Source organism: Croceicoccus pelagius, from assembly GCF_001661915.1.
GTDB lineage: Bacteria > Pseudomonadota > Alphaproteobacteria > Sphingomonadales > Sphingomonadaceae > Croceicoccus > Croceicoccus pelagius.
Genome location: NZ_LYWY01000009.1, coordinates 49,139 through 67,500, shown reverse-complemented (window position 1 = coordinate 67,500; position 18,362 = coordinate 49,139). Strand labels below are relative to the sequence as shown.

Here is an 18,362-nt window from a genome sequence, read left to right as displayed (position 1 = left end):
GCATAATGGGTCAGTGACTTAATTTATCATGCGAGCTTAAGCCGTTAGGTGTAGGCGCAGCGAAAGCGAGTCTGAATAGGGCGCCAGAGTATGATGAATTAGACCCGAAACCCGGCGATCTAGGCATGACCAGGTTGAAGGTGCGGTAACACGCACTGGAGGACCGAACCGTTGAATGTTGAAAAATTCTCGGATGAGTTGTGTTTAGGGGTGAAAGGCCAATCAAGCCGGGAAATAGCTGGTTCTCCGCGAAATCTATTGAGGTAGAGCGTCGGATGATTGCCGATGGGGGTAGAGCACTGGATGGGCTAGGGGGTCGCGAGATCTACCAAACCTAACCAAACTCCGAATACCATCGAGTCTAGTCCGGCAGACAGACGGCGGGTGCTAAGGTCCGTCGTCAAAAGGGAAACAGCCCTAACCTACAGCTAAGGTCCCCAAGTCGTATCTAAGTGGGAAAGCATGTGGGAATCCCAAAACAACCAGGAGGTTGGCTTAGAAGCAGCCATCCTTTAAAGAAAGCGTAACAGCTCACTGGTCTAAATAAGGGTTCCTGCGGCGAAGATGTAACGGGGCTAAAGATACGCACCGAAGCTTAGGGTTGCAGTTTACTGCAGCGGTAGCGGAGCGTTCCGTAAGCGAGTGAAGGCGAAGGGTAACCGACGCTGGACGTATCGGAAGTGCGAATGCTGACATGAGTAGCGACAAAGAGGGTGAGATGCCCTCTCGCCGAAAGACCAAGGGTTCCTGCTCAACGCTAATCGGAGCAGGGTTAGCCGGCCCCTAAGACGAGCCCGAAGGGGGTAGTCGATGGGAACCACGTAAATATTCGTGGGCCTGGAGATGTGTGACGGATCGCGGAAGTTGTTCATCCTTATCGGATTGGATGGGCAGCCAAGTGGTTCCAGGAAATAGCCTCTCCATATAGACCGTACCCGAAACCGACACAGGTGGTCAGGTAGAGTATACCAAGGCGCTTGAGAGAAGTATCCTGAAGGAACTCGGCAAATTGCCTCCGTACCTTCGGAAGAAGGAGGCCCTCTTTCTACGCAAGTAGTTGGAGGGGGCACAGGCCAGGGGGTAGCGACTGTTTAGCAAAAACACAGCACTCTGCTAAGTCGGCTTCAAGACGACGTATAGGGTGTGACGCCTGCCCGGTGCTCGAAGGTTAAGAGGAGGAGTGCAAGCTCCGAATTGAAGCCCGAGTAAACGGCGGCCGTAACTATAACGGTCCTAAGGTAGCGAAATTCCTTGTCGGGTAAGTTCCGACCTGCACGAATGGCGTAACGACTTCCCCACTGTCTCCAGGATATGCTCAGCGAAATTGAATTCTCCGTGAAGATGCGGAGTACCCGCGGTTAGACGGAAAGACCCCGTGCACCTTTACTGCAGCTTCAGAGTGGCATTAGGAAAGAGTTGTGTAGCATAGGTGGGAGGCTTTGAAGCGAGAGCGCCAGTTCTCGTGGAGCCATAGGTGAAATACCACCCTGCTGTTTTCTGATGTCTAACCACGCACCGTTAGCCGGTGTTGGGACCCTCTGTGGCGGGTAGTTTGACTGGGGCGGTCGCCTCCTAAAGAGTAACGGAGGCGCGCGATGGTAGGCTCAGGCCGGTTGGAAACCGGCTGCAAGAGTGCAATGGCATAAGCCTGCCTGACTGCGAGACTGACGAGTCGAGCAGAGACGAAAGTCGGTCATAGTGATCCGGTGGTCCCTCGTGGAAGGGCCATCGCTCAACGGATAAAAGGTACGCCGGGGATAACAGGCTGATGATTCCCAAGAGCTCATATCGACGGAATCGTTTGGCACCTCGATGTCGGCTCATCACATCCTGGGGCTGGAGCAGGTCCCAAGGGTTTGGCTGTTCGCCAATTAAAGTGGTACGTGAGCTGGGTTCAGAACGTCGCGAGACAGTTTGGTCCCTATCTGCCGTGGGCGTCGATACTTGAAAGGAGTTGCCCCTAGTACGAGAGGACCGGGGTGAACATACCTCTGGTGTACCTGTCATCCTGCCAAGGGTGCCGCAGGGTAGCTATGTATGGACGGGATAACCGCTGAAAGCATCTAAGCGGGAAGCCTCCCTTAAGATTAGGTATCTTCGAGTCGTCGTAGACCACGACGTTGATAGGCCGGGTGTGGAAGTGCGGTAACGCATGGAGCTAACCGGTCCTAATAACTCTGATCGCGCTTGATGAATCCCACCATCAACGACAGTCCTGCTGGTTCAGTACCGGCGCTGTTCGTTGACCGGACGGTCATCGCAGCCAGATCACCCACATCACTTAACAAGTGCATCGATTAATATGCGACACGCCTGCTTCATTGCTTGGTGGCCATAGCGTTTGTGACCCACCCGATCCCATCTCGAACTCGGACGTGAAACCAAACAGCGCCGATGGTACTAACGCTCAAGCGTTGGAAGAGTAGGACGCCGCCAGGCATTGTAGCCGGCGTGAGCGCAAAAAAACCCATTCACAAAACCCCCAAAGCCGCTGCCGGTCCTACCGAGCGGCGGCTTTTTGGTCTCTCGGGTCGCCACAAGCGCCCCAGGACCAGGGTATCCTTCCGAGGCACACAGGCTTCGCAAGGCCAAGTCGACACATGTCGACGCTGGACCTTGAGGTACCCAATGCAAGGTGACGCGGGGTGGAGCAGTCCGGTAGCTCGTCAGGCTCATAACCTGAAGGTCGTTGGTTCAAATCCAACCCCCGCAACCACCGCCATAGAACTTCTCAACGCAGAAACATCATGCGCTGGCGCCTCCGAGGCAGCCAGTCCGATGACGTGCGCCGGGACAGGTCCAAGCCCCGCTTCAAGCGGGGTAGGGATCTCGATCATGCCATGGTCTGTGAACGAGGCGCCGTCCGGTGTAGGCTGCGTTGCAGCAAGTAAGGGGCTCGCGCTTCGGTAACCGCGTCCTCGTGCCCGGGTAACGCTGCGATCCGCACCGCTTACAGCCGGGAAGGCCGCCACCCATCACAAGCCCCGTCAACGCCAGTCATATTGCTGCACAGTCGCGAAACTGGCGTTAGATCGGCCGAGTCAAACAGCGATCCGCATCGCGATCACCGTCACAGGGTTCGCTACAGACTTCGGCCGCCATCCACGGTCAGTGTCTGGCCCGTAATATAGTCGGCCAGAGGGGAAGCAAGGAACAGCGCAGTCGTCGCGACATCCTTGGGCAGGCCGAGTCTTCCCAGAGAAATGGTCTCAAGCGCCGCCTCAAGCCGATCGGGGTTCTTGGTCGTGACCGCAGTCATTTTGGTTGCGATCATGCCGGGTGCGATCCCGTTCACGCGCACACCTTCCCGTGCCCACGCATCCCCGAGCGTCCGGGTGAGGCCGACAACGCCGGCCTTCGAAGCTGCATAGGCCGGGTTTCCAATCACGGACTTGTAGGCACCGATCGAACTTATCACGATGATCGTGCCCTGCCGTTTCTGAATAGAAGGGTAAAACTTCGTGCAACAATGCATTACGCTGTTGAGGTTGATGTCGACCACTCTACGGAAAGTCTCGATCTCATACTCTTTGCGGCGATAGACGACCGCGCCTTGCGCCAGCACGAGGATATCGAGCCCATCAGGAAAGTCTCCTGCGGCCTCGACTGCAGCTGCGTCCGATACGTCGACCTGCTCGTATTCCAGGCCCGTCAGGTCGGAGCCATCTTCGTTCGCGTAGTCGTCAGCGGCGTCGCGTGTGCCCCATACACGAACTTGGGCACCTTGGGCCCGGAACAACTGTGCAATGCCATTGCCGATGCCGCTCGATCCGCCGACAACGAGGACGCGCTTGTTCGCCAGTGACAGGATGTCCTTTCCAATACTCATTGTAATTTCCTTCTTGGAGATCGTCAGGACGCGTTGGTCGGGTCGTTGCCTGTCATATCGGGGCGTTCGGAAAGATAGGGCATCCTCGTCAACTGGTTGCCGCCACTCACCGGAAGGTTGAGCCCGCTTACGAAGGACGGGCCCGCCAGCCATAGTGCTGCATCGGCGTAGTCGTCCGGCTCACCGATGCGGCGCAGAGGTATCTCTCGCGCATAGGCATCTTCCATCCCCGCAACTTCCCATAGGCCCGAGGCCATGTCGCTCCGGATTGGACCGGGCTGGATCGAATTGACCTTGATGCCCTTGGGCCCGTATTCCGCAGCGGCGTACCGGACGAGCGCGTCTGTTGCGGCCTTGGCGCAGCCGTAGGAATAGACAAATTCCATGGGCTGTGCTGCCGCTAGAGAGGAAAACAGGACGATCGCCTGGGCGCTGTACCTGATGAAGTGCAGGCAGCCGAAATAGTTTACCTCCATCGCGGCGCGCGCATCTTCGACGGACGAATCCGCAATCGTGCCGCCCATCGGCAGCCCTGCAGCATTTATCCCCACGTCGAGCCGGCCATAGGCATCGACTGCCCGTGCGATGAAGGCAGCGACGTCGTCCTGGTTGCCAACGTCGCAACGCATTGCCAGGCCACCAGTTTCGCGTGCCAGGTCATGCAAGGGACCTTCGCTGCGCGCGCCAACGAGCAACCGTGCACCTTCAGCCGCAAAACGCCGGGCTATCGCCGCGCCAGATCCGCCCGGCGCCGATGCGCCGAGCACGACGGCAACTTTTCCGTCCAGTAGTCCCATCCGCCAGGTCCTCAGATCGACGCGCCGGCCAAATGGCCTTCGCGGATTGCCGACTGCAGGAAGCGGGGTGAATTGGCATCGCCGACAACACGTACATCGGTGTTACGGTCGCTGAGTGCAGTAAAGAGTTCGCGGTTCGGTGCGTTGGCCGATACGAAAACGATGGTGTCGGCCGGCAAGCGTCGTAGATCGGCGTCATCGGTGAAGTGGGTCGGGCTGATCAACACTTCATCTTCGGTGAATTCCACCGCGCGGTGGCGGATAAGATATTCGAACGGCTTTCCGCGCATGCGGGTGAGGAACGGTTCCACCATCAGCGGGCCTTGCGCCTGCGGCGCGAACATGCGGAGGCGCGTAACGTAGGTGACGGACAGACCCGCGTTGATCAGGTGTTCGCTCGCGGCGATACCTTCATAATGGCCGACATCGTCGATCACGACCGCCGTCTTCCCGAGATTTGCGGGCGGCTGCATGAACAGGTCGAAAGAGGAGATCACGTTCTTGCGTTCGAAATTGCGTATCGGTTGGCCGGGGTGAGAGTGCTGTATGCCGTCCATGCGCGGGAATGAGCCGGTTGCCACGATGACCGATTCGGCACCGCTTTCGATCACGTCTTCTTCGTCCATGTAAGTCGACAGCTGTACGTCGACCCCAAGCCGGAAAACTTCCGATTCAAGCCAGGTAGCGATATCGATCATGCCATGGCGCGTGGGTGCCTTTGCGGCAGCGCGCAGCGTTCCGCCAAGCACCGAGCTGGCTTCGGCAAGTGTGACTTTGTGCCCGCGTAGCGCTGCGACACGCGCCGCTTCCAGTCCGGCAGGGCCGCCACCGACAACAAGCACCTTCTTCTGCTCGGCTGCCGGCCTGAGCCGCGCCTATTCGTGACGCAACGCGTCTATCGGATCGAGGCGCGAGGCGCGGGCTGCCGGGTAGTAGCCGAAGACGATCCCCATCACCGCCGAAAACAGAAAGCTTGCCAGGTTGATCATCGGGCTGAAGATGAACGGCACGTCGATGACCGAGGCGAGCGAATAGGACAGCGCGAAAGCCAGCGCGATCCCGACCAGCCCGCCAAGGCAGCACAGCACGACCGCTTCGGTCAGGAACTGCAATCGCACTTCGCGAGCCAATGCCCCGATGGCGAGGCGGATGCCGATCTCGCGGGTGCGTTCGGTGACGGACACCAGCATGATATTCATGATCCCGATCCCGCCGACCAGTAGGCTGATCCCGGCGATCACCGCGACCATCGCCGTCAGTGCCCCTGTCGCCGCGCCCAGCGCCTGGTTCACTTGCGCGGTGTCGATGATGTTGAAGTCGTTGTCCGCGCCCTCCTGAAGCAGGCGGCGTTCGCGCAGCAGTTCGACCAGCGAATCCTGGATCGCGCTGCTGGAATAGGCGCTGTCGTACTTGATGACGAAGTACTGCAGGTCGTCGCTACCGGTGAAGCGGCGCTGCACCGTCTTCAGCGGCATCAGCACCGTATTGTCCTGGTCCTGGTTGGGGCCGCCGCCCTGGCCGCGTTCAGCAAGGACGCCGATCACCGTGCACGATACGCCGCCAAGGCGCATTTCCTCGCCCAGCGGGCTGGCGTCGGGCACGAAGATCGCATCGCGCACCTTGGGGCCCAACAGGCACACGTTCTTGCCAGCGCTTTCTTCCTCGCGCGTGAAGGGGCGACCTTCCTCGATCTCTATCGATTGCGCGCGCAGGAATGTATTGTTCGCGCCCTGCACGCTGGTCGTCCAGTCCGCTCCGTTATGGAATGCGGTGGTCGATGCCGACACGCTGCCCGCCACTTCCTGCGCACCAGCGATCTGCTTTGCCACGGCCTCGATGTCTTCCTCCTCGAACGGGCGGATCACCTCGCGATCGCCGCGCAAGGGGAAGACGATGAAGACATTGGAGCCGAGCGAACTGATCTGGTCCCGGATCGAGGCCGTCACGCCATTGCCCAAAGTGACCATGGTGATGACGGCGGCCACGCCGATGATGATACCCAGCGTCGTCAGGAACGAACGCAGCAGGTGGCGGCGGATTTCCCGAAACGCCAGCAGCAGGGTGGCCGCGAACATCCTTAGCATCAGGCCGGTTCCACCCGGTGGCGGGCGCCCCGATCGATCCGCTCGACCAGACCGTCGCGGAAATGCACGATCGTGCGCGCGAATTGCGCCATCTCTTCCTCGTGCGTCACCATCACGACAGTGATGCCCTCGCCGTTGAGCCGCGTGAGAAGCTCCATGATTTCGAGCGAGCGTTCGGTGTCGAGGTTGCCGGTCGGCTCGTCCGCCAGCAGCACGTCGGGTTGCGTGACGAGCGCTCGGGCGATGGCGACACGCTGCTGCTGGCCGCCCGAAAGCTCTGCAGGGGTATGAGTGGCCCACGGCGCAAGGCCGACCTGATCGAGCGCGCGCATCGCCGCCTCGCACCGCGCGGCCTTGCTTTCGCCGCGATAGAGCAGGGGAAGCTCGACATTCTCCAGCGCGCTGGTGCGGGCGAGCAGGTTGAAACCCTGAAACACGAAGCCGAGATAACGCCGCCGCAGCAGCGAGCGCTGGTCACGGTCGAGCGACTGCACTTCGACCCCGTGGAAGCGGAAGACCCCGCTGGTCGGTACGTCGAGACAGCCGAGGACGTTCATCGTCGTCGACTTGCCCGAACCCGACGGGCCCATGACCGCGACGAAATCGCCGCGATCGATGGTCAGATCGACGCCTTTCAGGGCCTGGAACGCAGCCGCTCCTTCACCGAAGGTCTTGGTGATCCCCTCCAGTTCGATGAGCGGCTGGGATTCGGGCGACTGGCGCATCAGCGCCCTTTCGCGCCGACGCCGGTGACGACTTTCATGCCGGCCTTGAGGTTTTTCGAAGTCACGACCGTCAAGCGACCGTCGCTTTGCCCCGTCACGACGTCGATCGGATCGAGCGTGCCGTCATCCTGAAGGACATAGACGCGCTGGCGACTGCCGATGCCGATGGTCGCCTGCTGTTCGTTCTGTTCCAGACCGATCTCGGGGTTGAGCACGCCGCCGCCTTCGTCCTTGCCGACATCGCCCGGATCGAAACGCAGCGCGCTGTTGGGGACGAGCAGTCGCTTGCCCGTGCTTTGCGTCGCGATTGTGGCCGTTGCCGTCATGCCGGGGCGCAGCAGGCCTTCGGGGTTGGAGACGGCAAGGCGCGCTTCGTAACTTACGACCTGGTTCGTCGCGGTGGACGTCGTGCCGGACGCAGTCGAGGTCGCGATGTTGCTTGACGCGCGGTTCACGCGTTCGACCGCTGCGGGGAACTTGCGGCCCGGATAGGCATCGACGGTGAAGGTCGCATCCTGCCCTGCTTCGACCTGCCCCACGTCAGCCTCGTCGATGTCGACGCGAAGCTGCATCTGCGACAGGTCTTCGGCGATCACGAACAGGGTCGGCGTATTGAAGCTGGCCGCGACGGTCTGTCCCGGTTCGACCTGACGGGCGAGGACGACGCCCGAGACCGGCGAACTGATCAGCGCCCGACCGCGATTGGTCAGCGCGGAAGACAACTGCGCTTCCTGCGCCTTCACGTTGGCCTCGGCCGAAGCGACGGCGGCGCGGTCGCGCTTTACCGCGGCGACGGCCTGTTCCAGTTCGGTCTTCGACGGCACCTTGCCGTCCGATGCTTCGTAAACGCTGCGCAGGCGGGCAAGCTGTGCTTCGTCCACGTCCAGCGTCGCGCGGGCCTGTGCGACTTGCGCGCTGGCAGCGTTGAGATTGGCGCGCGCCTGCGTGATCTGGTCGTCGATGATGTCTGTATTGATCACGGCCAGCGTCTGCCCGCGCGATACGCGGTCGTTCACGTCGACGTAGATCTGGTCGATCCGGCCCGACACTTCCGAGCCGACCTGCACCTGGTTTGTCGGGCGCAGGTTGCCGGTGGCCGTTACCGTCAGGTCTAGCGAGCGCTGCTGCACCGCCTCTGTGATGTACTGCGGCTTGTCATCGCCGCCCGAACATTGCGCGATCAGCAGGATCAGGACGATTACGATAAGCGCGGGCAGCCAGTAGCGCATGTACTTGCGCCAGCGCGGCTTCGGCTTCGTGCCGAGGAAATCGTCGATACCTTCGGGCGCCTGCCCGTCGTCGGCATCGCTCATGGCCCAGTCCTTTCGGGGTTCTCGGGAATGTCGTTGTCGCCGTCGGTCCACCCGCCGCCCAGCGCCTGTGTCAGGCGGACGAAAGCGTTGGCGCGCTCCGCCTCGCTGGCGGCAAGCGCATTGCGTGCGGACAGCAACTGGTTTTCGGCAAGCAGCAGCGTTTCGAAATCGATGAGGCCTGCCTGATACTGGCTGCGCGCAAGCAGCGCGGCATTGCTGGCCGCGTCCAAAGCCTCGGCAAAGAGCCCGACCCGTTGGCGCGCGGCACGCAAGGAGGCGTTGGCGCTCTCGACGTCTTCGAGCGCGAGGAGGATCGCCTGCTCCCACCCGGCGAGCGAGGCGGCGGCCTGCGCGCGCGAAGCCTCGATCTGGGCGGCGGTGCGCCCACCGTCGAAGATCAGCTGGCTGATCCCAGCAAACAGTCCGCCGGTGATGATGTCGAACAGGTCGCCCGCGCTGGTCGCGGAAGTGCCGATGTTGCCCGTCAGCGAAAGCATCGGGAACAGCTGCGCGCGGGCAAGCCCGATACGCGCCGTGTCGGAGATCAGGATCGCCTCGGCCTGACGCACGTCCGGCCGGTTGCGCAGAACTTCGGCAGGCATCGGATAGCCGAGCAGTTCGGGCGGAACGGGTATCGTCTCCGACCCCTCGAACCGCGTCAGCACGGGGCCGGGCGCTTCGCCGATCAGGGTGGAGATCGTGTTCGCCGCGGACGCAAGATCGCGTTCGAGCGCGGGGATCGAGGCCGCTGTCTGCGCGCGCTGCGTGCGAGCCTGCTCGACATCTAGGCTGGAGACCAGCCCCGCCTCGAGCCGCCAGCGGGCGATCTGCAGGTTCTCGTCCTGAATGGCCAGCGTCTCGCGCGCGATGGCGAGTTGCAGGGCGAGCGCGCGGGCCGAAATTGTCGTCTGCGCCACCTGCCCGACGATCAGCCGCTGCAGGTCTGCCAGCGAATATCCCGCGGCCAGCAGATCCGCCTTGCTGGAAGCGACGTCGAAACCAATAGACCCGAACAGGTCCGCTTCCCAGCGGGCATCGGCGCCGACCGAGAAGGTGTAGTCGTCGCTGGCAAAATCGCCGACATCGCGCTGAACCCCTGCACTGGCGCCGATCTGCGGGAAGTAGCTGGCCCGGCTGGCCTTGACACCGGCGCGGGCGATGCGAACGCGGGCGGCGGCAGCGGCTAGATCGCGGTTGTTCAGAATCGCGGCGGCGACGAACTCGGTGACGAGTGGATCGTCGAGCAGGGTCCAGTATTCGGCGAGGTCCACCGTGACCGGCGCGACCGGCATCGACCATGTTTCAGGGATGGCGACGCCCGGTTCGGCCGGTTTTTCGCCCAGCAATGACGTGCAGCCACCAAGCGGCAATGAAGCCGCCGCGATGAAAAGAGCCGCCGAACGTATCGATGCGCGCCTGCTGGCCAGAATGTTTCCCACCCGATCCGTATCCGTCACGTCTGGCGCCCCCTGCGCCAACGCGTGCGAAAAATAGTTTCGATCGAAATGGAACTTAGCCAGAAATCGGGGAAGGCAAAGGCCTAACACCCCGATTTCATCAGCTTTCAGGATTTGTCATGAAAGTGCGGCATTGCTGCCACGTCGCGGATCGTCAGTTCGCGGAAAAAGTACCCGGCTGCATGATCTCGTCGACCGGCTTGCGGCCCGACGGCTGCTCCTTGTCCTGCAGGTCCTCGGGCAGGCTTTCCGCACTGCCGCGACGCCCGATCGCAACGGCTGCTTCGAGGCGGTGCGTGTCGGGAATGTTCAGCGCCGCGACCGCCTTGTCGAACTCGATCCCGGTCATGGCGTGCGCGTGATAGCCCATGGCCGTCGTCTGCAGCGCAAGGTTGGCCCATGCCGCGCCCGCATCGAAGCTGTGGCTGTGGCTTGGTGATCCGTCTTCGCTCTTGGTCGTGCCGCGGTCCGAGACGATGAACAGCAGCGCGCCTGCCGTCTTGACCCAGTCCTGATTGAACGGGATCAGCTGGTCGAGGAACGTGTCCCAGTTCTCGTCCCCGCGCAGGGAGTAGAGGAACGTCCATGGCTGTGCATTGAAGGCCGATGCCGCCCAGCCAGCGGCTTCGATGATGACTTTCAGGTCTTCGAGCGGCAGCGCGGTTTCATCAAACGCGCGGGGCGACCAGCGCTCCACGATGAGGGGAACGATTTTTTCGTGCGCGTCGCGTCCGGTCATGTCTGGTCCTGTCTTGTTGGGCGGGGTCGGAAGTAGGGATTCATTCCTCGCCTGCAAGGGTGTCAGAACAGGTCGAGCTGCGCGCTGTCTGCCTGGCGGGAAGGCCTTGCGCCATCCAGCTTCGACAAGGTCAGGCCCATCAGCCGGATCGGGCGGGGCAGGGGCAGCATTTCGGACAGCAGGTCGTGCCCGATGCGCCCGAACTCGGTCTTGCCGGCGACGCTGCGCGGCAGGGTGGTAGCGCGGCTCTGGATCGTGAAATCGTTGTATTTCAGCTTCATCGTGACTGTGCGGCCTGTCGCCTCGGCGCGCTCGATCCGCTCCCACACGATGTCGATGATGCGGTCCATCGCCTCGCGCAGTTCGGCAGGGTTCGACAGGTCCTCGTGAAAGGTGCGTTCGCCGCCCACCGACTTGCGATTGCGGCTGGCGCGTACCTGTCGCAAATCGATGCCGCGTGCGGCGCGATAGAGATAGTCGGCGAAACTGCCGAAATTGGCGCGCAGGAAGGCGAGGTCCTTCGTGACGAGATCTGCCCCCGTCTCGATACCGAGTCGCGACATCTTCTCCGCGCCCTTGGGGCCGACGCCGTGAAAGCGCTTGACCGGCAAGGTCGCGACGAAGGCCGCGCCTTCGCCCGGGCGGATGACGCATAGGCCATCGGGCTTGTTCTGGTCGCTGGCGAGCTTTGCGAGGAACTTGTTGTAGCTGACCCCCGCGCTGGCGGTGAGGCCGGTTTCTTCGCGGATGCGGCGGCGGATTTCCTGCGCGATGCGGGTGGCCGATCCCAGCCCGCGCAAGTCCTCCGTCACGTCGAGATAGGCCTCGTCCAACGAGAGCGGTTCGACCAGCGGGGTGTAGTCGTTGAATATCGCGCGGATCTGGCCCGAAACCTCCCGATAGACATCGAAGCGGGACTTGCGGAAGATGAGATCGGGGCACAGCCGCCTGGCCGTGACCGACGGCATGGCGGACCGCACTCCGAACTTGCGCGCTTCGTAACTGGCGGCGGCAACCACGCCGCGGCCCGACGACCCGCCGACGGCGACCGGTTTTCCGCGTAGCGAAGGCTCATCGCGCTGTTCGACGCTGGCGAAGAAGGCGTCCATGTCGACATGGATGATCTTGCGCAGCCCTTCGGCTTCGCCTTCCTCGTCATCGTCGTCGTGGATCGTCTCGCTCACGGGGCCAGGCCTTAGCGCAAGGCGTGGCCTTTTGTCAGGCGGACAAGTCCAGATGGCGACGCGGGGCGTGCCCGATTTGCCATTGCGGCATCGCGGCAAGGGGCGCATGAGGCTGGCAATGTTTCGCCTACCCAAGCCCCCCAAAGAACTGAGCCGTACGGAATTCACGGTAATGCTCGCTTTCGTGATGGCGCTGCAGGCACTTGGCATCGACGCCATGCTGCCCGCGCTTTCCGACATCGCCGCCGAACTGAAGGTAGAGGATCCGAACCAGCGCCAGCTGGTCGTCGGCACCTACCTTATCGGAATGGGCGTCGGTTCGCTCATCTTCGGGTTTCTGGCAGACCGGTTCGGGCGCAAGCCGGTGATCCTTGGCGGGATCGGGACGTATTGCCTGTTCGATTTCGGCTGCATGATCATCACCGATTTCAACGCACTGCTGGTCTTCCGCTTTGCGAACGGCATGGTCGCCTCAGCGGGAAGTGTCGTTGCCAACGCCATCGTGCGCGACCGCTTTGAAGGCGATGCCATGGCGCGTGTCGTGTCGATGATAGCGGTGGTCTTCATGATCGTGCCGGTGCTGGCCCCGACGATCGGTCAGATGATCCTGCTGGTCGCGGGCTGGCGTTCGATCTTCGGCATGATGTTCGTAACCGGCATCACGATGTTCCTGTGGGTCCTGTTCCGCCTGCCCGAAACTCTGGCGGCGCATGAGCGTCAGCCGATGGACCTGAAACGGGTGGCGCACAATTTCCGGCTGGTCATCACCAACCGCGATGCCTTCGGCTACATCTTTGGTGCGACGCTCGTCTTTGCGGGGCTCTACGGCTACATCAACTGCGCGGAACAGCTGGTGGGCGAACACTTCGGCCTTGGTCAGCGGTTCGCCTATGTCTTTGGCGGGATGGCCGTGTTCATGGCGCTGGCGAACTTCGTCAATTCACGCATCGTGGAAAAGTTCGGTGCGCGCCGGGTCAGTCATACCGCGCTGCTGATGTTCGTCGTCACCGGCTTCCTGCAACTGATCGCTGCATGGGCTGCCCCCAACAGCTTCTGGCTGTTTGCGCCGCTGATGACCGTGAACCTTGGGCTTATCGGCTTCCTCGGTGGTAATTTCAGCTCGATCGCGTTGCAGCCGTTCAAGCACTTCGCAGGGTCGGCCTCCTCGCTTCAGACCACGATCCGCGTTGGTGGCGGGGCGGTGTTGGGCGCGATCGTGGGCAACGCCTACGACGGCACGGCAAGGCCGCTGGGTGCGGCGTTGTTCGGGCTGTCGCTTGCGGGGCTAATGCTCATTCTTTTCTCGGAACGGGGCAAGCTGTTCCGTCGCCGCAAGGAAAGCATCGCACAGGTCGAAGGCGAGGAACTGGTCTAATCGCCTGCAAAGGCAAAGGGCACGCCGGTATCGCGATTGTCATCGGGGCGCAGTTCGCGGCCGATCGGCGGAGCCGAGCGTGCGATGCAGCGCGGGCGGTGGCACAGGCGACAAGCCACGCCGATGGGCGTCGTGGCGTCCGGATCGAGGCCGTCGGAATAGATCACGTGCCCTGCATGTTCGGGCGCGCAGGCCAGCGCCACCGCACGGGTTGCGCGGGGCGCATCCCACGATCCGCCACCCGCCTCGACCGAGCGGGCGATCGAGAAGAACTTTTCGCCCTCGGGCAGTTCCAGCCATTGCGGGCGGATGCGGCCCGGCGTCTCGAATACGGCGTGGACGTTCCACAAGGGGCATGATCCGCCCGTGCGCGCGAAAGGAAAGCCCGCGCCGTCCAGCCGCTTGGACACGTTGCCTGCGCGGTCGACGCGCAGGAAGAAGAACGGCACGCCTTCCTCTCCCGGGCGGCCCATCGTGGTGAGGCGGTGGGCGATTTGTTCGAAGCTGGCGGCAAAGCGGCGTGACAAGGCCTCTATATCATGCCGCGTCTGGCGCGCGGCGCGCAGGAAAGGGCGATAGGGCATCAGCAGCGCCGCAGCCCAGTACCCGCTGAGCGCGCGTTGCGCGAGGCGGCGGGCGTTCTCGCCCGAAAAGCGCCCCTCAAGCACTTGCGTCTGGATGACCTGCCGCGCTTCCAAGAGCGCGATCTGCAATGCCAGTTGAAAGCGGCGGCCCGGATTGTCGAGCAGGTTCGAGATCAGCACCTGTTCGCGGTGGCGGTCGTGCCAGCGCAGCGAGCCGAGGATCAGTTCGGGATCGGAAAATCGCACTTTCTGCCCGTGCTTGCGGGCCAGTCGCGCGATGAGGGCGTCTGTCGAAACCGATTCCTCACGCGACTGGGCCGCGGCCATCTCCTGCGCGACTTCGGCTGCGTGGTCGTCGAGCGCGGGAAAGCAGTTGCGCCGCGCGGCAAGGAACGCGCGCGCTTCGCCAACAGGGTCGCTCGCTGCGGCTGGCGCGCCTTCGCCGCTCGCCATTTCGCGCCGCTGAGCGTGGGCCATCTGTTCTTCGGTAAAGGCGGTGTGCAGGCGCAGCAGCGCCTCTGCGAAACCGGGATAGCTGGTGGCGATGTCGGCGCTGTCCAGCGCGGGTAGGTCGATGTCTTCGAAGATCGGTTGCTTCAATGTTGCCTGAAGCCGCTTCGACAGTTCCTCGCCCCCGTCGTCGGCAAGGCTGGCAATGTCGATCTTGTATGTCGTCGCCAGTTTCAGCAGCAGGTCTGCCGTAACGGGCCGCTGGTTCCGCTCCATCAAGGCGACATAGCTTGGCGAAATGTCCAGGTCGGCGGCCATGTTGGCCTGCGTCAAGCCGAGGTCGCGCCGTACGCGTTTCAGCCGCGGTCCCATGAAAAGCGCCTTACGGGCCATCGAATCGCACACCCTTCACATCGTTCGAGTCAGCGTCATTACAACATTACATCCGATTTTTGTAAAGTTTGACATGATGACACCGAGCCGCGTTCCGCAACGCACAAATCCGCATCATAAGCATGCCATCGGATTTACTCATTTTCGAATCGTGAGGGCTTGAACAATGACCTACCAGCAGACCATCGCGTCCCTGAAGGACACGATCGACGCCAACGGCGCACCGTGGAATGCGATCGACGCCGAAAGCGCTGCTCGCATGAAGTTGCAGAACCGCTTTAACACCGGCCTCGACATCGCGAAGTACACCGCGAAGATCATGCGCCAGGACATGGCGGCCTATGACGCGGACCCTGCAAACTACACCCAGTCGCTCGGCTGCTGGCACGGGTTCATCGGTCAGCAGAAGATGATCTCCATCAAGAAGCACTTCGGCACGACCAAGCAGAAGTACCTCTACCTCTCGGGCTGGATGGTTGCTGCCCTGCGTTCCGAATTCGGCCCGCTGCCCGACCAGTCGATGCATGAGAAGACCAGCGTTCCGGCCCTGATCGAGGAGCTCTACACCTTCCTCAAGCAGGCCGACGCCCGCGAACTCGGCATGATGTTCCGCGACCTCGACGCAGCGCGTGAGCGTGGTGACGAGATCGAGGCGAAGCGTATCGAGACCGCGATCGACAACTACGAAACTCACGTCGTTCCGATCATTGCGGACATCGACGCAGGTTTTGGCAACCCGGAAGCGACCTACCTGCTGGCCAAGCAGATGATCGAAGCCGGTGCCTGCGCCCTGCAGATCGAGAACCAGGTCTCTGACGAAAAGCAGTGCGGCCACCAGGACGGCAAGGTCACGGTCCCGCACGAGGACTTCCACCAGAAGATCCGCGCGATCCGTTACGCCTTCCTCGAACTCGGCGTGGATGACGGCATCATCGTCGCCCGCACCGACTCACTGGGCGCTGGCCTGACCAAGCAGATCGCTTTCACCAAGGAACCGGGCGACCTGGGCGACCAGTACAACTCGTTCCTCGATTGCGACGAGGTCGATGCCTCGAACCTGGGCAACGGCGACGTGCTGATCAGCCGCGACGGCAAGCTGCTTCGTCCCAAGCGCCTGCCTTCGAACCTTTACCAGTTCCGTTCGGGAACGGGCGAAGATCGCTGCGTGCTCGATGGCATCACTTCGCTTCAGGCCGGTGCAGACCTGCTCTGGATCGAGACCGAGAAGCCGCACATCGGCCAGATCGGCGGAATGGTGAACCGCATCCGCGAAGTCATTCCGAATGCCAAGCTGGTCTACAACAACTCGCCCAGCTTCAACTGGACGCTGAATTTCCGCCAGCAGGTCTTCGATGCCTGGGAAGCGGAAGGCAAGGACGTGTCGGGTTACGACCGTGCCAAGCTGATGAGCGTGGATTACGATGGCAGCGATCTCGCCGCCGAAGCCGACGAACGCATCCGCACCTTCCAGAAGGACGCGGCGGCACAGGCCGGCATTTTCCACCACCTCATCACGCTGCCGACGTACCACACGGCTGCGCTGAGCACGGACAACCTCGCCAAGCGCTACTTCGGCGCAGAGGGCATGCTCGGCTACGTCCTCAACGTCCAGCGCGAGGAAATCCGCCAGGGTATCGCTTGCGTCAAGCACCAGAACATGGCCGGCTCCGACATCGGCGACGACCACAAGGAATACTTTGCCGGTGAAGCGGCCCTCAAGGCCGGCGGCAAGGACAACACGATGAACCAGTTTGCCGCCGCGTAACGGACGGCAAATCGGAAACCAGATGAGAGTGCAGAACTGAAAGGCCGCTTAAAGGGCGGCAGATCCAAGGAGCAAATGACATGAGCACCGAAGAAACGAGCCGTCCCGAACAGCGTCCCCGTGCGATCTTCAGCAACGCGGACTTCCCGATGCTGAAGACCGCCGTCGCCCACTACGCCCGGACCTGCGAGGATCCGGCAGAGGCGAACCGGTATGCCAACCTTCTACACCGTCTCGGCCGCGCCGGCTGAACGGTCAGAATAGAACACAACGCGGCCCGCTTGAGGGAGAGGGTCGCGAAACTCCGAAAGGCGCGGGGGCATAATGCTCCCGCGCCCTTTTTATATCAGTGGCGACGGATGGTGCCGAGTGGTTCGGCAAAGTGTGGATAGCCGTGGCCCTCGGGCATGATGAGGCAGCGTTCGCCGTTTTCTTCGGCGATGACCGGCATCACCATACGCGGCGGGATCGCCCGAGCCTGTTCCCTCGCCCGTTCAAAATTGCCGAGTTGTGCGATACGCAGCAGGTTCATGCGAGTGGGAAACATGAGCTCTTCGTCGCTCGTCTCCGCGCGCGCCAGCATCGCCTCGGGCGTGATCCAGAAATGTTCGGTCGTCTCGGACCCGTCGGCGGACAGATCGACAGCGCCTGTACCGAGGTCTGCGATCAGAAAGCGCGTGTCGAACCGGCGCGGAATGCTGAGAGGCGGGAACCAGCGGGCAAAAGGAACCAGTGCGTCGGGCACAATGGCGAGCCCTAAGTCCGAAAGCAGGTTGGTCAGCGGGGTGCCTGAACAAAGCGCGGCGCGGGCCTCGCTCGCCTGCGTGGCCGTGACCTGTCCGTCGACACCGACAAGCAGGCCCGTTTCCTCGAGCGTTTCGCGCACCGCGGCAACGCGGGCGACATTCCATTCCGGATCGCCGGACATGTCGGCGGCAAGATCGTGATCAGCGGCGTCTATCCGCCCGCCTGGGAAAACCGCCGCTCCTGCCCCGAAGGCCAGCTTTTTCGAGCGGCGGACCATGAGGATTTCCGTGCCATCCACGCCGTTACGGAACGCGATCAGGGTCGATGCTGGAATGCCGGGAGAGGGGTTTTCGGGACTGGTCATGTCGGGATTCTTGACAATTCACGCGACGCGCCGGTCTGCCAGAAACGCGCAAACCGCGTAATTCCGCGGTTTCGCATTATTTGGCACGCTTCGTGCTTTATTTCCGTTACACCCGAACGAAACTCAGAAGACGCGGGGTTGTCGTACTGGTCTCCGACAGCCCCGCGAGCAAACGGGACAGGTCGGAACGCCGCCATCAGTCGGCCTTTGCAACCTGCTTTTCATCCATCAGCTGCTGCAGTTCACCGGCTTCGAACATCTCCATCATGATGTCGCTGCCGCCGATGAATTCGCCCTTCACGTAGAGCTGCGGAATGGTCGGCCAGTCGGAGAACGACTTGATTCCCTGACGGATTTCCATGTCCTGCAGCACGTCGACGGAACCGAAGGCGACGCCGCAGTGATCGAGGATGGCAACAGCGCGGCTTGAAAAACCACACTGCGGGAAGAGGGGGGTGCCCTTCATGAAGAGCACGACGTCGTCGGCCTGGACGATATCCTGGATGCGGTCGTTTACGTCGGACATGTAATTCAGTTTCCCGTGAAGAATTTCGTG

15 protein-coding genes, 1 tRNA gene and 2 rRNA genes (1 of these 18 cut by a window edge) are annotated in these 18,362 nt (G+C 62.0%); 6 read left to right on the top strand and 12 right to left on the bottom strand.

The window, feature by feature from the left end; all coding sequences use genetic code 11:
• From A9D15_RS02340 to A9D15_RS02330, 3 genes are all read left to right on the top strand, one after another.
• Positions 1-2,192: ribosomal RNA gene (locus A9D15_RS02340) — 23S ribosomal RNA — on the top strand (it extends 597 nt beyond the left edge of the window).
• A 132-nt stretch (positions 2,193-2,324) separates the two neighbouring features.
• Positions 2,325-2,439 (top strand): 5S ribosomal RNA (gene rrf / locus A9D15_RS02335).
• Between the two features lie 200 nt (positions 2,440-2,639).
• Positions 2,640-2,716 (top strand) — tRNA-Met (locus A9D15_RS02330).
• A 366-nt stretch (positions 2,717-3,082) separates the two neighbouring features.
• Here A9D15_RS02330 and A9D15_RS02325 read toward each other — a convergent pair.
• The 9 genes from A9D15_RS02325 to dinB form a co-directional block, all read right to left on the bottom strand.
• On the bottom strand, positions 3,083-3,829 hold the full coding sequence (locus A9D15_RS02325; RefSeq protein WP_066761430.1) for an SDR family NAD(P)-dependent oxidoreductase: 747 nt from the start codon (positions 3,827-3,829) through the stop codon (positions 3,083-3,085).
• 23 nt (positions 3,830-3,852) lie between these two features.
• On the bottom strand, positions 3,853-4,626 hold the full coding sequence (locus tag A9D15_RS02320; protein WP_066761428.1) for an SDR family NAD(P)-dependent oxidoreductase: 774 nt from the start codon (positions 4,624-4,626) through the stop codon (positions 3,853-3,855).
• A gap of 11 nt (positions 4,627-4,637) precedes the next feature.
• Entirely contained in the window at positions 4,638-5,468 is an 831-nt protein-coding gene (locus tag A9D15_RS02315; RefSeq protein WP_066761426.1) for an FAD-dependent oxidoreductase, read from the bottom strand.
• A 33-nt stretch (positions 5,469-5,501) separates the two neighbouring features.
• Positions 5,502-6,701 (bottom strand): ABC transporter permease, encoded by a 1,200-nt coding sequence (locus A9D15_RS02310; RefSeq protein ID WP_066761424.1) that lies wholly within the window; start codon positions 6,699-6,701, stop codon positions 5,502-5,504.
• 8 nt (positions 6,702-6,709) lie between these two features.
• Positions 6,710-7,435, bottom strand: a complete 726-nt coding sequence (locus A9D15_RS02305; RefSeq protein ID WP_066761422.1) for an ABC transporter ATP-binding protein — start codon at positions 7,433-7,435, stop codon at positions 6,710-6,712.
• Positions 7,435-8,748 carry an efflux RND transporter periplasmic adaptor subunit gene (locus A9D15_RS02300; RefSeq protein WP_066761420.1) on the bottom strand — a complete coding sequence of 438 codons (1,314 nt, stop codon included), beginning with the start codon at positions 8,746-8,748 and terminating at the stop codon, positions 7,435-7,437. Before A9D15_RS02300 ends, A9D15_RS02305 begins: the two co-directional genes overlap by 1 nt.
• Positions 8,745-10,205 carry an efflux transporter outer membrane subunit gene (locus A9D15_RS02295; protein ID WP_229660425.1) on the bottom strand — a complete coding sequence of 487 codons (1,461 nt, stop codon included), beginning with the start codon at positions 10,203-10,205 and terminating at the stop codon, positions 8,745-8,747. Before A9D15_RS02295 ends, A9D15_RS02300 begins: the two co-directional genes overlap by 4 nt.
• A 154-nt stretch (positions 10,206-10,359) precedes the next feature.
• Positions 10,360-10,944, bottom strand: coding sequence for a nitroreductase family protein (locus A9D15_RS02290; RefSeq protein ID WP_066761418.1), 585 nt, complete (start codon positions 10,942-10,944; stop codon positions 10,360-10,362).
• Positions 10,945-11,006: 62 nt separating this feature from the next.
• Complete coding sequence (gene dinB, locus A9D15_RS02285; RefSeq protein ID WP_066761417.1) at positions 11,007-12,128, bottom strand: DNA polymerase IV; 1,122 nt, start codon at positions 12,126-12,128, stop codon at positions 11,007-11,009.
• Between the two features lie 106 nt (positions 12,129-12,234).
• On the opposite strand from dinB, the gene A9D15_RS02280 reads away from it, so the two are divergent.
• Positions 12,235-13,503 carry a Bcr/CflA family efflux MFS transporter gene (locus A9D15_RS02280; RefSeq protein ID WP_066761416.1) on the top strand — a complete coding sequence of 423 codons (1,269 nt, stop codon included), beginning with the start codon at positions 12,235-12,237 and terminating at the stop codon, positions 13,501-13,503.
• Here the strand turns inward: A9D15_RS02280 and A9D15_RS02275 are convergent.
• Positions 13,500-14,930 carry a helix-turn-helix domain-containing protein gene (locus tag A9D15_RS02275; RefSeq protein WP_066761412.1) on the bottom strand — a complete coding sequence of 477 codons (1,431 nt, stop codon included), beginning with the start codon at positions 14,928-14,930 and terminating at the stop codon, positions 13,500-13,502. The two genes, A9D15_RS02280 and A9D15_RS02275, sit on opposite strands and share 4 nt — an antisense overlap.
• 166 nt (positions 14,931-15,096) lie before the next feature.
• On the opposite strand from A9D15_RS02275, the gene A9D15_RS02270 reads away from it, so the two are divergent.
• Entirely contained in the window at positions 15,097-16,695 is a 1,599-nt protein-coding gene (locus tag A9D15_RS02270) for an isocitrate lyase (protein WP_066761410.1), read from the top strand.
• Positions 16,696-16,775: 80 nt separating this feature from the next.
• Positions 16,776-16,946 carry a hypothetical protein gene (locus A9D15_RS16695; protein WP_172807441.1) on the top strand — a complete coding sequence of 57 codons (171 nt, stop codon included), beginning with the start codon at positions 16,776-16,778 and terminating at the stop codon, positions 16,944-16,946.
• 95 nt (positions 16,947-17,041) lie between these two features.
• On the opposite strand, the gene A9D15_RS02265 is transcribed toward A9D15_RS16695, so the two are convergent.
• Both A9D15_RS02265 and grxD read right to left on the bottom strand, forming a co-directional pair.
• Complete coding sequence (locus A9D15_RS02265; protein WP_066761409.1) at positions 17,042-17,806, bottom strand: NUDIX hydrolase; 765 nt, start codon at positions 17,804-17,806, stop codon at positions 17,042-17,044.
• A gap of 196 nt (positions 17,807-18,002) precedes the next feature.
• The gene (grxD, locus tag A9D15_RS02260; RefSeq protein WP_066761408.1) at positions 18,003-18,332 is read right to left on the bottom strand and encodes a Grx4 family monothiol glutaredoxin; all 330 of its coding nucleotides are present in this window, start codon (positions 18,330-18,332) and stop codon (positions 18,003-18,005) included.
• Positions 18,333-18,362: the final 30 nt, after the last annotated feature.

Excerpts from the sequence above, each read along its gene's own strand:
- A9D15_RS02325 (WP_066761430.1), bottom strand. The coding sequence starts at position 3,829 with ATGAGTATTGGAAAGGACATCCTGTCACTGGCGAACAAGCGCGTCCTC.
- A9D15_RS02320 (WP_066761428.1), bottom strand. The coding sequence starts at position 4,626 with ATGGGACTACTGGACGGAAAAGTTGCCGTCGTGCTCGGCGCATCGGCG.
- A9D15_RS02310 (WP_066761424.1), bottom strand. The coding sequence starts at position 6,701 with ATGTTCGCGGCCACCCTGCTGCTGGCGTTTCGGGAAATCCGCCGCCAC.
- A9D15_RS02305 (WP_066761422.1), bottom strand. The coding sequence starts at position 7,435 with ATGCGCCAGTCGCCCGAATCCCAGCCGCTCATCGAACTGGAGGGGATC.
- A9D15_RS02300 (WP_066761420.1), bottom strand. The coding sequence starts at position 8,748 with ATGAGCGATGCCGACGACGGGCAGGCGCCCGAAGGTATCGACGATTTC.
- A9D15_RS02290 (WP_066761418.1), bottom strand. The coding sequence starts at position 10,944 with ATGACCGGACGCGACGCGCACGAAAAAATCGTTCCCCTCATCGTGGAG.
- A9D15_RS02280 (WP_066761416.1), top strand. The coding sequence starts at position 12,235 with ATGAGGCTGGCAATGTTTCGCCTACCCAAGCCCCCCAAAGAACTGAGC.
- A9D15_RS02275 (WP_066761412.1), bottom strand. The coding sequence starts at position 14,930 with ATGGCCCGTAAGGCGCTTTTCATGGGACCGCGGCTGAAACGCGTACGG.
- A9D15_RS02270 (WP_066761410.1), top strand. The coding sequence starts at position 15,097 with ATGACCTACCAGCAGACCATCGCGTCCCTGAAGGACACGATCGACGCC.
- A9D15_RS16695 (WP_172807441.1), top strand. The coding sequence starts at position 16,776 with ATGAGCACCGAAGAAACGAGCCGTCCCGAACAGCGTCCCCGTGCGATC.
- A9D15_RS02265 (WP_066761409.1), bottom strand. The coding sequence starts at position 17,806 with ATGACCAGTCCCGAAAACCCCTCTCCCGGCATTCCAGCATCGACCCTG.
- grxD (WP_066761408.1), bottom strand. The coding sequence starts at position 18,332 with ATGTCCGACGTAAACGACCGCATCCAGGATATCGTCCAGGCCGACGAC.